The organism is Zavarzinia sp., from assembly GCF_049306435.1.
Classification (GTDB): Bacteria; Pseudomonadota; Alphaproteobacteria; order Zavarziniales; family Zavarziniaceae; genus Zavarzinia.
Genome location: NZ_JBAQRT010000232.1, coordinates 1 through 13,152, shown reverse-complemented (window position 1 = coordinate 13,152; position 13,152 = coordinate 1). Strand labels below are relative to the sequence as shown.

The window sequence follows — 13,152 nt, the reverse complement described above, 5'->3', positions numbered from 1 at the left end:
GCGCGGGGGGGAACATCTGTCGCCCGCCGCCCTCGGCGAATGGGGCCTGCGCGGCCTCGCCCTTCTGGTGGCGGCGCTGATCGCCGGCGCCGGCCTGTCGGGCGATCCCTTCACCCTGACGCTGCTGACCTTCAGCGCCGATGCCTTCGGTCTTGTTCCGCTGTGGCGTGGCGGTGGCCTGGCCGCCGCGCTGCAGCTTGGGGCCGTCGTGCTCGGCCTTGGCCTGATCTTCCTCGCCTGCCGGCCGCTGCCCGGGCTCGATACCGCGCCCGGGCGGGCCCTGGCCGCCGCTTTCGGCGCGCCCTTGCGCGCGTTTTTCCGTGAGTTCGGCGGGTTGGCGGGGCCGATTCTCGCCCTCATCTGCGTCTATCGCCTGTCGGATTTCGTGCTCAACATCATGAATCCCTTCTACCTCGATCTCGGCTTTTCCAAGATCGAGGTCGCCGAGGTGCGCAAGGTCTTCGGCATGGTGATGACCATGGCCGGGGTCTTCCTCGGCGGCTGGGCGGTGGCGCGGCTGGGAATCTTGCGGGCGCTGGTGATCGGGGCTTTCGCCGGGCCGCTGTCCAATCTGGTCTATGCCGGGCTCGCCATGTCCGGCCCCCAGATCGAGGTTCTCTTCGTCGCCATCGGCCTCGACAATCTGGCTTCCGGCTACGCCGGGACCTGCCTCATCGCCTATATGTCCGGCCTGACCTCGGCCGGTTTCACGGCGACCCAATATGCGCTGTTCTCGTCGCTCTATGCCCTGCCGGGCAAGCTCATCGCCTCGCAGTCGGGGCGGATCGTCGAGGGCGCGGCCCATTCCGCCGATGCCGGGGGCTTCGCCGCCGTGCTCGCGCCCCTGATGTCAGGCCTGCCGCCCGAGGCTTTCGCCGAAGGCGCCGCCAAAGTGGGGACATCGGCGGCCGGGCTCGGCGCTGGATATGTCACATTTTTTCTGTATTCAGTGGTGATTGGCCTGTTCGCCGTCATCCTTTGCCTCGCCGTCGCGGCGCGTCAGGGGAGACGGGTGAAGCGGCCGGTAACAGGGGATGCCGAGCCGGTTTGACCGCGCGGCCCCCCCGGGTCTAAGGTGAGCAATTGTCACGGTGTCGCCCCAGCCAGGGGGCCGCCGTAGCGGAGGGGGCGTAACGTCGGCGAGGTCAGAGGATCGGGGGCACCCGGACTGGCACCCGGCACGCGCATGAAGCAGGATGAACGTGGCACTGAACAGCGTGAAGACCGAGGACGTGGCGAGCGAAGCCGCCCCCGTCCGGCGACAGGTCGATATCGGCAAGCTCGAAGTGCGCCTGGCGCGCGACGGCGCGGAATTGCTTGCCGCGCAGCGCCTGCGCTATCGCGTTTTCTACGACGAGATGGGCGCGACGCCGTCGCCTGCCGCGGCGGCGGAACGGCGCGATTTCGATCATTTCGATCCCCTGTGCGACCATCTTCTGGTCATCGATCACGGGGTCGCGGAAGCGGAGGGGCCGGCCGTGGTCGGCACCTACCGCCTGCTGCGCGAGGACGTGGCGCGCGCGCATGGCGGTTTCTATTCCGCCGGGGAATTCGACCTGTCCTTCCTCGAGAAGAACCGCAAGCCGGGGGATAATTTCCTCGAGCTCGGCCGTTCCTGCGTCGCACCAGAATACCGCACCAACGCGGTGATTCAGATGCTGTGGCGGGCCATCGCCGGCTATATCGTCGAACACAAGATCAGCCTGATGTTCGGCTGTGGCAGCCTGCCCGGCACCGACCCGGAGGCGCTGGCGGTGCCTCTGTCCTATCTCTACCACAACCACATGGCCCCGCCGGAGCGGCGCGTGCGCGCCCTGCCCGGGCGCTATGTCGAGATGAACCGCCTGCCCAAGGAAGCGATCCGCCCGCGCGACGGCCTGCGCACCCTGCCGCCGCTGATCAAGGGCTATCTGCGCCTCGGCGGCTATATCGGCGACGGCGCGGTGATCGACCAGGAATTCAAGACGGTCGACTGTTTCATCATGGTGCCCTGCGACACCCTGACCGAACGCTACATGACCCGCTATCAGATGGGCGAATCGGCCGAATAGGCCGCGTCCCGGATCGCCGCGTCCCGGATTGAGGGCATGAAAAAGGCGGCGGGGGCTTGCAGCCCGCCGCCGCCTTCGCAGGTATCGGATCAGACGCCGGCGTCGAGGGTGGTGACCTCTTCGATGCGCTTCTCGACGAAGGACCAGTTGATCAGGCTGTCGACGAAGGTCTCGGCGAAGCCCTTACGATTGTTGCGGTAGTCGATGTAATAGGCGTGTTCCCACACGTCCATGACGGCGAGGGCGTCCTTGCCGGCGGTCAGCGGGGTTTCGGCGTTGCCGGTCGTGGTGATCGCCAGTTTGTCGCCTTCCTTCAGCAGCCACACCCAGCCCGAGCCGAACTGGCCGAGCGCCGCGGTGGTGAAGGCGGCCTTGAAGCCCGCGTAATCGCCGAACGACGTGTCGATCAGCGACGAGACGGCGGCCGATGGCTTGGTCGAGCCCGGGGTCGACAGCGACAGCCAGTAGAGCGTGTGGTTGTAGTGCTGGCCGGCGTTGTTGAACAGCTTCTTGCCCGCGGGATCGGCGGCGGCGATCTTCACCACCTCTTCGATCGACTTGCCCTGCAGGGCCGGGGTCGCCGCCACGATTTCGTTCGCGACGGTGATGTAAGCCTGATGATGCTTGCCATGATGATACGAGAAGCTCTCGGCCGACAGGGCGGGGGCAAGAGCGCTCGGATCGAATTTCAGTTCGGGAAGCTTGAAAGCCATGTCGCGTTCCTCTGTTGATGACGGCGGGGCGTGGAGCGTTTCTAGAATTCTTCGCCCATCGACCGCAAGTGTCTGATCATCCCCGTTAATCACATAGACCCGGCGCCCGGCGGGTGCCAGCCTTTTGTTATCAGGCGAGCCATCCCGACAGGGCATCCTCGGCCAGGGCGAAGGCGGTCGACATGCCGGTGCCGCTGGTCACCATGACGGCCCGAACCCCCGGCGCGGCATCCTCGATCAGGGCGGCGTCGGTCTTCGAATGGGGATAGATGCCGATCCAGCGCTCCACCACCCTGTCGCTGCCGAGGCGAAGGGCGCGGCGGGCATGGCCGACCATCAGCTCGTCCACGTCATCCGGCGCGAAGGGGTCCGGGGTGGTCGCGTAATGATGCGAATCACCGACGACGAGGGAGCCGTCGGCCGACTGAACGACGATGAGATGAATGCCATTGTCGAGACTGGGCGCCTCCTCGCGCGCCAGCACGGCCTTCAGGGCCTCCGCCGCCGGCAGTTCGGAGAAGCCGAGGTAACGGCCGAGCGACATGTCGTTCATGATCGAGCCGGGCAGGACCCAGCCTGCCCCCTGCGGCGCGAGGCGCAGCATGTGCAGCTTGCACAGGTCGAGATCGCGCTTCGCCCAGATCTCGGGATAAAGCCCGAGGAAATCGCCGCCCGGGCAGACCACGGCCTGGCCGGCCTCGATGGTGCCCGCCGTCGTCCTGATGCGCGGCAGGTCGATGTCCTTCACCAGCGTGTTGCGCAGGAAAGTGACGCCCATCTCGGCTTCCAGCCAGGCCGCCAGCTTCGGCACCGCGAGGCGCGGCTCCACCCGCATTTCGTGCGGGCTCCACAGGCAGGCGGTCGCGTCCTCGTGGCGCAGCAGGGGCAGGCGGGCGGCGATCTGCGTCGGCGACAGCATCTCGCAGCCCGCGCCCATCTCGGAGGCGACGAAGGCTTCGACGACGGCAGCCGCTTCAGGCCGGTGGGCGATCACGGCGGTGCCGCGATGAATGACCTCGATGCCGGCCCTGGGCGCGACCTCGGCCCAGATGTTCCGGCTGCGCATGGCCCGGCCCCAGACCGTGCCCTGCTGCTGGCCGGTCACGGTGACGAAGCCGAAATTGCGGATCGAGGCGCTGTTGGCCTGGGCATCGCGGTCGATCACCACCACCTTCCGCCCGGCCCTGGCTGCCGCCAGCGCATGGGCGAGGCCGACGATACCGGCGCCGACGATGGCGAGGTCGAAAACACGGGTGGTCATGATCGGGAACTCCAGGGGATACGGACGGCTTTCGAGCCGGGCCATACCATGACAGGATCGCGGGGGGGCCGGGAAGACCCCGCGGCGCATCGGGGATCTGCGCAGGGAGAAGCCCGGTCCCTCCGCCACGCCCTTTTCGCCACAGCATTCCGGGGGGAAGCCATGTCCATGTTGAAACCGGGCGCCGCCGCCGCGCCGTCATCCGTCCCGCGCAGGATCGGCATCGGCGCCGCCATTTTCGCCGCCGTCATCATCGTCCTGTCCAGTTGGTACACGATCGACGAGGGCGAGGTCGGCGTGGTCCTGCGCAATGGCGCCGTCCACGATGTCGCCGGGCCGGGGCTGCATTTCAAGCTGCCGATCGTCGACGATGTCGTCACCCTGTCGACCCGGACCGAGAAACTGAATCTGCCCGATGTCGCCGCCTATTCGCAGGATATCCAGGCCGCCTTCCTCAACATGTCGGTGAACTACCGGGTCAACGCCGGGCGGGCGACGGAAATCTACGCGCGGCTCGGGGTCAATTTCGCCGACCGCATCCTGATGCCGGCGCTGCTCGACCGCACCAAGGCGGTATTCGGCCGCTACAACGCGCCGGCCATCGTCGGCGAGCGGGCGAAACTGGTCGCCGACATCACCGATTCCCTGCGCGATGCCGTGACCGAGGAAGGCATCATCATCGAAAGCGTGCAGATCGAGAACATCGACTTCTCCGATGCTTTCGAACAGGCGATCGAACAGCGGATGCAGGCCGAGGTCGAGGTGACACGTCTGCGCCAGAATCTCGAGAGGGAGAAAGTCCAGGCGGAAATCCGCCGGACCGCCGCGCAGGGCCAGGCCGATTCGACCGTGGTGCAGGCCAGGGCCGAAGCGGATTCCCGCGCCCTTCAGGCCAAGGCGGAGGCGGATGCCCTGCGCCTGCGCGGCGAGGCGGAAGCCGACTCGATCCGGGCCAAGGGCCTCGCCATGAAGGAAAATCCGGCGCTGATCGAACTGATGCGGGCCGAACGCTGGGATGGCCGCCTGCCGCAGACCATGGTCCCCGGCGGCGCCCTGCCCTTCATCGAAATGAAGTAACCGGCAGACCCACCTCACCTCGGCCCTCTCCCCCCTGAAGGGCGGAGAGGGAGAAGAAGCCCCCTCTCCGCCCGCTCGCGGGGGGAGAGGGGGGGGGGGGTGAGGTGGGCGCCTCGCGTGTTACTCCACCGGGACCACGGTCACCGTGCCCATGGCGTCGCGGGCGCGGTATTCGGGGCGATACATGTCCTCGACCGCGACACCGGGCACCCGATAGGTGCCGGGGGTGACGGCGCGCACGACATAGGCGATGGCGAAGTTGCTGTTTTCGGTCGTGTCGAAGGCGGCGACATAGCGATCGTCGAGCGCTTCCTGATACTGCGGGAAGGTCATCTGCGGCAGCCAGCCGATCTCGTTCGCCGTCGTGGAGCCGACGAGGCGCGGGTTCTCGATCTCGAAACCGGCGGGCAGGAGGTCGATCACCATCAGCTGATTGCCCATGCCCGATGTGGTGCGGCCGGTGACGACCGCGACCATCATCGTGCCTTGCGCGACGGCCTTCGGGTCGATCGCCTTGCCGTCGAGGGTGAAGAAGCGGCGCTGCACTTCCATCCCCTCGCTGCTGGCGGGCAGGTCCTTGGCGGGGACACCGATCACCGTGCCCGTGTACCAGACCGAGCCTTCGCCCTGGTTCTCGAGCCGGAGACCGGCCGCGACCTCGGCGATCGAAGGCCGCACCGAATAGGCGGTGCTGCGGGGTGGCACGGACGTCGCGCCGACCGCGACCTGCATCTTGTTGTCGCCATCAGCGAGCGCACGGGCCGCCATCAGCAGCCAGGCGCTTTCCTGAGTCGACAGCCAGCGCTTGCCGGCGACCATGTCGGCGACCTTGGCGGCGAGGGCTTCGGGGTCGATGCCCGGCACTCTGGTTTCGGCGGCGAGGGCGACGATGGCGGCGAGGTCGCGCACCGGGCTGCCATAGTCACCGCCCGCGTTGCGCCGGTCCTGGGCGGCGAGGGCACGGTCGAAGGCTTCGGCGGCGCGGTCGGTGTCGCCCAGCAGGGCGAGGGCGGCGCCGACCTGAGCCATGGCCAGCGGCGTCGGCAGATCGAGGCCGACCGCGTCATGCATGTAGCGGGTGGCGCCGATCTCGCCCACGCCCGCCTCGGCGAGGACATAGAGCGCATAGGCGCGGGAGGCGAGGGCATCCGGCCCGTCGTCGCGCCGGTTCTCGCCATGGCGCTTCAGCCAGGCGAGGCCGCGGCGATAGGCGAAGTCCGGCACGGCGATGTCCTGCGCCCGCGCCCGGGTCAGGAAATCGAGGGCATAGGCGGTGAGCCAGGGCCGCGTTTCGCCGTAGTAATCCCACAGGGCGAAGCTGCCGTCGCCGCGCTGCATCTCGAGGATATGGCCGATCGCCGTCTCGATCCGCGCGGTCAGATCCGGCTCGTCCGGCTGTTCCCACAGTTTCGCGACTTCGCCGACGTAGAGCAGGGGCATGGCCCGGCTGGTGGTCTGTTCGAGGCAGCCATAAGGGTAGCGGTCGAGGCCGCGCAGCAGGCCGGCGACATCGACATTGGGTCGCGGGCTGAGGCTGAGCAGCAATTCCGGCGTGCCGGGGACATAGGGGTCGAGCGCCTTCTGCCCGATGGTCAGGCCGTCCCGGGGTTTCAGCTGGCGCACCAGCCGATCGATGGAGGGCAGCTGGGGCGCGCGGGTGCCGACGCTGACGGTGCGCGAGAAGCTGAATCCCTCCGGCCCCTCGATGGTCAGGTCGAGCCGGGCGAGACCGGCGGCCACGGCCTTGATCGGGATGTTGACGGTCCTGGTCGCGCCGACCGGCAGCTCGACCGGGCCGGGCTTCTTGCCGGGCACCAGCTGGACGATGTCGTCCCCGGCGATCGAGACCTTGTAGGTGCCGGCGACACCGGCGGCGTTGCTGAGGGTGACGGTCAGCCGGCTGGTGTCGCCGACGCCGAGGAAGCGCGCGGTCGAGGTCAGCACGACGACGGGATCGCGGACGATCAGACCCTTGTCGCCACTGCCGACCTGGCGGGCGTTCCAGGCGACGGCCATCAGGCGCAGGCGGCCGTTGTAATCGGGCACATCGAAGGAAAGCGTGCCCTTGCCCTCGGCATCGAGCGCCACGATCCCGGTGAAGAGCGAGACCAGCTTGATATCGGACGGCGGGGCGCCGCGCCGGCCGAGGGCATCGCCATCGCCGCCTTCGCGCAGCGCGCCCGGCTTGCCCAGTTTGGCGTTCAGCAGCTGGCCATAGGCATCGTGGATGTCGAGGCCGAGGCGGCGCTTGCCGAACAGCTGGGCCAGGGGATCGGGGGTCTGGAAGTCGGTCAGCTGCAGGATGCCTTCATCGACCGCGGCGACGGTGACGAAGGTGGGCGATCCACCGGCGATCCCCTTCACCTCGATCGGGATCGAGACTTTCTGCCGTGGCAGCACCATGTCGGGCGCGTTCAGCGCGATCCGCAGCTGGCGGGCGGCGGGATCGACGCCGAGCCAGGCGAGGCCGATGGCCCGGCCCGGGCCGCGCGCGCTGTCGGCATCGCCGGCCCGGAAGGCGGTGGCGAGGACATAGGCGCCGGCGCCCCAGGCTTCCGAAACCGGGACTTCGATGTCGGTGCCGGCGGCGGGCACGGTGACGCTGCGGGTCTCCAGCACCTTGTCGGTCGCGACGATGATCTGGACCTCGCCGGCGAAGGGCGCCTGAAGGTGCAGTTTCGCGGTCTCGCCCGGAGTATAGAGCGGCTTGTCGGCGACCACGGTCATCTTGTCCGGGGTCTCGCCGATCGAGGGCGGAATGAACCAGCCCGCGGTGAAGCGCAGCGACGAGGCGGCGCCCGTGCCGGCATCGGTCAGCTCGATCCGGTAGCGGCCGTATTGCACGGGCTCCGTCCGCAGGGTGACGGGGCCGGCCGCCTTCAGGTCGATGGTGCCGGTGCCCAGCGGCTTGTCGCGCACGATGACGTCATAGTTCCAGGCGCCATTGCGGAAATACCATTGGTAGCTCCAGTCCTCGCGCACCAGCGACCAGCGCACGCCCGAGGCATCGCTGGCTTTGCCGGTCTGGTCGAGGGCGATCAGCTGGAAGCCGGGGGTGCCGTTCTCGGCCAGTTCGGCATTCTCGAAGCCGGCCTTGACGCCGAGCCACAGGGGCCGGTTGCGCACCGGCAGTTCCAGCCGCTGGCTCACCGGGCGGCCGCTGGTCTCGAAGACGTCGGCGCGGATCATCGCGGTCAGGGGCTGCACCGTGTCGGGCAACTGGCCGGGGTCGATCTCGAAGGTCGCCTTGCCCTTGGCGTCGGTCACCTGATCCTCGAGATTGACGCGGACCTGCTCCACCTGCTCGTCGACGAGGCCGAAGCTGTAGTCCCTGAATTCGGGGAAGGGATCGACGGCTTCGCCGATCACCACTTCGACCGCGCTGCGCAGATCCGCGGCCGGCGTGCCGAACAGATATTTCGCCTCGATCGACAGGGGCACCGGGTGGCCCGGCTCGATCGCCGGGGCATCGACCTTCACCTTGGTCTCGATCCGGGCGGGGACGATATCCTCGACGAGGACGGACAGGCTGCCCACCGGGGCCTTGTCCGGGTCGGTGTGCCACGACAGGGTCCAGCTGCCGGTGCGGGCCCCGGCGCTGATCGCCCAGGTGACGTCATAGGCGCCGGCCGAGGATGGTTTCAGCGGCCGGCGCTCGATCTCGACGCCGTCGGGGCGGGTGACCTTCAGGGTCAGCGGCAGGTCGGCCACGGCGTTGCCGGCATCGTCGCGCAGCAGGGCCATGACATGGGCGGTCTCGCCCGGGCGATAGACGCCGCGTTCGGCATAGGCGAAGAGGTCGAGGGGGCCGGGTTGCGGCCGGCCCGAGACGCCGCGATCCGACAGGTCGAAGGCGGGACCGGTCAGGTCCAGGAAGGTGAAATCGCCCCCGCCGGCAAAGGCCATGACCGCGGCCGGCGAACGGCCGCCCTCGGCCCGCAACAGGCCGGGATCGAAGCGGATGACGCCCTTGTCGTCGGTCCTGGCCTTGGCCAGTTCGTCGTTGTTGCGGGCATAGAGGCCGATATCGACCCCAACGGCGGGCTTGCCGGTCGAGAGCGAACGGGCGACGACGGTCAATCCGTCGTTGGCGGCATAGGTGGTCAGGCCGACATCGGTCACCACCACCCATTGAGTGGCGAGGTCGTCCCAGTAATCGGGCTCGCCGGTCGCGGGGGCGGCGGTCAGGACATAGACGCCGGGGGCGGCGGTCTTGCGCATCGCCTCGATGTCGATCGCGGTGACGACGCGCCTGTTCGCCTCGTTCTCGATCGCGACCTCGCCCTGCCAGACCTTCTCGCCGGAGGTCTGCGCGATCTCCTCGGCGTCATAGGTCGACAGGATGCGCATGAAATTGCCGTTGGCGATGGTCGGCAGGATGTTGCGGTCGTTGATGCGGTAAAGCGTGAGGCGGGCCTTGTCGGTATTGACCGACTGCAGCGGAATGCCGGTGGCGCCGACCTTGGGCAGGATATAGGCGGACTGGGTGAAGCCCAGGCTCTCCGGCCGGTTGCCGACGGTGATCGCCGCCTGCTCGTCGCGGTCGAGCTTCACGCCCTCGGTGCCGGGCAGGCCCTTGGCGACGGCGATTTCATAGGCTTCGCCAAAGCGCGCGCCTTCGATGCACAGGGTCTTCTCGCGGACGACGATGGCGCCGTCGAATTTCGGCGTGACCTCGACGTAATCCTCGTAATGGGCGGAGGGGCTCAGCTCGCCATAGAAATCGAGGCAGAGGGCGGGTGCATCCGCATCCTCGTTGGCATAGGCGTTGGTGACGCGGAAACGGGTCGCTTCCTCCAGTTCGGCGATCTGTTCGTCATAGGCATTGGTGCCGGCGACCCTGGCCGCTTCGCGATAGGCCTCGAGGGCCAGTTCCGGATTGTCGTTGCGCGACAGCGAGGTGCCGAGGATTTCGAGGGCGGCCAGCCGGGCGGGCTTCGCCTTGGCGAGGCTGTAGGCGCGATAGGCGGCGGGAGTGGCGCGCCAGTAGTTGGAATTGCGCAGCTGGACTTCCGCCAGCAGGGTCCAGGTCGAGGCGTCGTCGAGGCCGAGGGCGATCGCCCGTTCGTAAAGATCGGAAGCCTGCCACCAGCGCTCGCGCTTGGCCTGGATCGCGGCGGCATCGACCGCGCGCTTGGCCTCGGCGAGATCCTTCGGCCCTTCGTCGCGGGCGGTGATCGAATCGATGTAATAGCCCGACTGCTCCTGAAGCCGGTCCAATGCTCCCGCCGCGGCGGCGCCGGTCACGGCGGCGGACAGGACAAAGGCGACGAGCAGACTGCGAAGCGCCGAAGCGATGCGGCCCATGACGAGATTCCCCCCTCGAAAACCGCGCGATCCTACACCAAGGCCGGGCTCTGTGCCGACAATCTTGGCGCGTGGGACGTGCGGGACCTGTGACGCGGATCACAGGGTATCGAGGATTGGCGATTATCTTGACGAGAAGATGGCGGACAGGTTCCGCCGGGACTGAACGGGCTTGCCCCCCGGGCCGACGATCCGCCTTCTGCGTATCCTTCGGCGACAAGCCTTGTCTCAGCCGACGCTGTTCACGGTCGGGCTGGTGCTGTCGAGCGTGATGTTGTTGGTGCTGGCATAGGCCTGGATCGCCTTGTAGAGCGAGGCCAGGAGATCGCCCGACAGGGTGGTGGTGGTGCCGGCGGCATCGGCCTTGGCCGCGTCGGTCGCCGAGGCATCGGCCGTGGTCGTGGTCGACGTCGAGGTGGTCGTTTCCTCTTCGCCGCTTTGCTGCAGGACATCGATCAGGGCCGAGACCAGATCGGACGACAGGCTGGGCGCCCCGCCCGTGAAGGCCGGCGGCGGCGGCCGGTTGGCGTCGAGGCCGGCCTTCAGCTGGTCTTCGGACGGGGCGCCGGTGCCCTCCTCGTCGATCTTGGCGTAGAGCGAGGCGGCGTCGCTCTCGCTCGTTTCCCGTGGCCGGCCGGTGACGAATTCGTCCTGGCTCACCTTGCCGTCGCCATTGGCGTCCAGCTTCGAGAACAGGCTCTGCGTCGCCTGGGCTCCCGAAACCGATGAGATTGCGCTCATGTATTCTCTCCTGGGTGGAATGGACATCGTCACATGACGAAGCCCGGCAGGAGATACAGCAAGAAACGCGCCATGTTCCAGGGGGCGGAATGCGCCGGGCTGCGGCCGCCCCCGCGCGGACCGGGCCGGCAAATCCTGCCGGCCCGGCAATTTCGTTTCAGGCGATGCGGCGCTTTTCGCCCTGCCAGTAGCGGTCCTTCAGCAGGCGCTTGTAGAGCTTGCCGGTCGGGTGGCGCGGCAGTTCGGCCTCGAAATCGACCGTGCGCGGGCATTTGATGGCCGAGAGATGGGCGCGGCAGAAGGCGATCAGTTCGGCTTCCAGCGCGGGGCCGGCGTCGCGCATGTCGGCGGGCTGCACGACCGCCTTCACGGCTTCGCCCCAATCGGCGTCGGGCACGCCGAAGACGGCGACATCGGCGACCTTGGGATGGGTGATCAGCAGGTTCTCGGCCTCCTGCGGGTAGATGTTCACCCCGCCCGAGATGATCATGTTGGCCTTGCGGTCGGTCAGATAGAGGTAACCTTCCGCGTCGAGATAGCCGATGTCGCCGAGGGTCGACCAGCCTTTGTCGTTACGGCTCGACGCCGTCTTTTCGGGGTCGTTGTGATATTCGAACACCGTGCCGTCCGAGAAATAGATCGTGCCCGGCTCGTAAGGCGGCAGTTCGTTACCCTCGTCGTCGAGAATATGGGGCACGCCCAGCATCGCCCGCCCGACCGAGCCCTTGTGCGCCAGCCATTCGGCGGAGGTGATGGCGCAGAAACCGTTCCCCTCGGTGCCGGCGTAATATTCGTTGATGACCGGGCCCCACCATTCGATCATCTGCTCCTTCACCGGGATGGGGCAGGGCGCGGCGGCATGGATCGCGCATTTCAGCGACGAGACGTCGTATTTCGCGCGGGTTTCCGGATCGAGCTTCAGCAGGCGCACGAACATGGTCGGCACCACCTGGGTGTGGGTCACGCGATATTTCTCGATCAGCGCCAGGTATTCCTCGGGATCGAAATGCTCCATCACGATCACGGTGGCGCCGAAGCGCATCATGGTCAGCGAGAAGCGTAAAGGTGCCGCGTGATAAAGCGGCGCGGGCGAGAGATAGACCGTGTCGGCATCGGGGGCATAGAGCGCGGCATTCAGCATGAACAGCTTGCCGGGCGTGCCGTAAGGCTCTTCCGGCAGGGGCACGCGGATGCCCTTGGGCCGGCCCGTGGTGCCCGAGGAATAGAGCATGTCCGCGCCTTCCGCCTGATCGGGGATCGGCGTCTGCGAGCGGGACGCGACGGCGGCTTCGTAAGGTTCGAAACCGGGCACTTCACCGTCCAGCATCAGGCGGGTGGAAAGGCCGGGGCATTGCGCCGCCACCCTGGTCGCGACATCGGCCATGTATTTCGTGCTGATCAGCGCCCTGGAGCCGCTGTCGGTCACGATATAGGCGGCTTCGCCGGCCGTCAGCCGGGTCGAGATCGCGGTGTAATAGAGGCCGGCGCGCAGGGCCGCCCAGCAGATCTCGAAGAAACGGGGGTGATTCTCGATGATGAGGGCGATGCTGTCGCCGCGCTTCAGGCCGAGATCGCGGAACAGATGGGCGCAGGCATTGGCGCGCGCCTCCAGTTCGGCATAGGTCACGGTGATGCCGCTGCCCGCCATGCGATAGGCGATCTTGGACGGCGTGGTGGCGGCGTGGATGCCCGGATGCATGTTTCTCTCCCTTTTGTGGTCCGGCCGGTTTGCCCGGCTCGTCCCTTGTTCTTATGCTGGGGAGAAGACTAACCCGAAGCTGACGCCTTCGTCACCTTGGTTTGACCGATAGACATGACCGACAAGAACAGCCCGCCCAAGACAGAAGCCGACCTGAAGGCCGAGCGCCTGGCCAAGGCCCTGCGCGACAATCTGCACCGCCGCAAGGCCCAGGCGCGTGGCCGCGAGCTCGCGCCGAAGCCGAAGACCGGGCCGGAGGACTAAACACCGGGGCGGTCACCCCGCCGCGAGGTCGCGCAGCAC

The 13,152-nt window shown here is 67.6% G+C and carries 8 protein-coding genes and 1 pseudogene; 4 read left to right on the top strand and 5 right to left on the bottom strand.

The window, feature by feature from the left end:
- Nucleotides 1–1,051, top strand: a pseudogene (locus tag WAZ62_RS13615) (hypothetical protein); the annotation flags it as partial.
- 151 nt (nucleotides 1,052–1,202) lie between these two features.
- Nucleotides 1,203–2,051 (top strand): GNAT family N-acetyltransferase, encoded by an 849-nt coding sequence (locus WAZ62_RS13610; protein ID WP_422644079.1) that lies wholly within the window; start codon nucleotides 1,203–1,205, stop codon nucleotides 2,049–2,051.
- Between the two features lie 89 nt (nucleotides 2,052–2,140).
- Here the strand turns inward: WAZ62_RS13610 and WAZ62_RS13605 are convergent, their stop codons facing one another.
- Both WAZ62_RS13605 and WAZ62_RS13600 read right to left on the bottom strand, forming a co-directional pair.
- The gene (locus tag WAZ62_RS13605) at nucleotides 2,141–2,764 is read right to left on the bottom strand and encodes a superoxide dismutase (protein WP_422644078.1); all 624 of its coding nucleotides are present in this window, start codon (nucleotides 2,762–2,764) and stop codon (nucleotides 2,141–2,143) included.
- Nucleotides 2,765–2,894: 130 nt separating this feature from the next.
- Entirely contained in the window at nucleotides 2,895–4,025 is a 1,131-nt protein-coding gene (locus tag WAZ62_RS13600; protein WP_422644077.1) for a TIGR03364 family FAD-dependent oxidoreductase, read from the bottom strand.
- A 162-nt stretch (nucleotides 4,026–4,187) separates the two neighbouring features.
- On the opposite strand from WAZ62_RS13600, the gene WAZ62_RS13595 reads away from it, so the two are divergent.
- Nucleotides 4,188–5,102, top strand: a complete 915-nt coding sequence (locus WAZ62_RS13595; protein ID WP_422644076.1) for an SPFH domain-containing protein — start codon at nucleotides 4,188–4,190, stop codon at nucleotides 5,100–5,102.
- A 120-nt stretch (nucleotides 5,103–5,222) separates the two neighbouring features.
- On the opposite strand, the gene WAZ62_RS13590 is transcribed toward WAZ62_RS13595, so the two are convergent.
- The 3 genes from WAZ62_RS13590 to WAZ62_RS13580 all read right to left on the bottom strand — a co-directional run bounded on the left by WAZ62_RS13590 (nucleotide 5,223) and on the right by WAZ62_RS13580 (nucleotide 12,849).
- Complete coding sequence (locus WAZ62_RS13590; RefSeq protein WP_422644075.1) at nucleotides 5,223–10,409, bottom strand: MG2 domain-containing protein; 5,187 nt, start codon at nucleotides 10,407–10,409, stop codon at nucleotides 5,223–5,225.
- Between the two features lie 228 nt (nucleotides 10,410–10,637).
- Nucleotides 10,638–11,150, bottom strand: coding sequence for a hypothetical protein (locus WAZ62_RS13585; protein ID WP_422644074.1), 513 nt, complete (start codon nucleotides 11,148–11,150; stop codon nucleotides 10,638–10,640).
- 157 nt (nucleotides 11,151–11,307) lie between these two features.
- The gene (locus WAZ62_RS13580) at nucleotides 11,308–12,849 is read right to left on the bottom strand and encodes an AMP-binding protein (protein WP_422644073.1); all 1,542 of its coding nucleotides are present in this window, start codon (nucleotides 12,847–12,849) and stop codon (nucleotides 11,308–11,310) included.
- Nucleotides 12,850–12,963: 114 nt separating this feature from the next.
- Between WAZ62_RS13580 and WAZ62_RS13575 the strand changes: the two genes are divergently transcribed.
- Nucleotides 12,964–13,113, top strand: a complete 150-nt coding sequence (locus WAZ62_RS13575; RefSeq protein WP_422644072.1) for a hypothetical protein — start codon at nucleotides 12,964–12,966, stop codon at nucleotides 13,111–13,113.
- The last annotated feature ends 39 nt before the right edge of the window (nucleotides 13,114–13,152 follow it).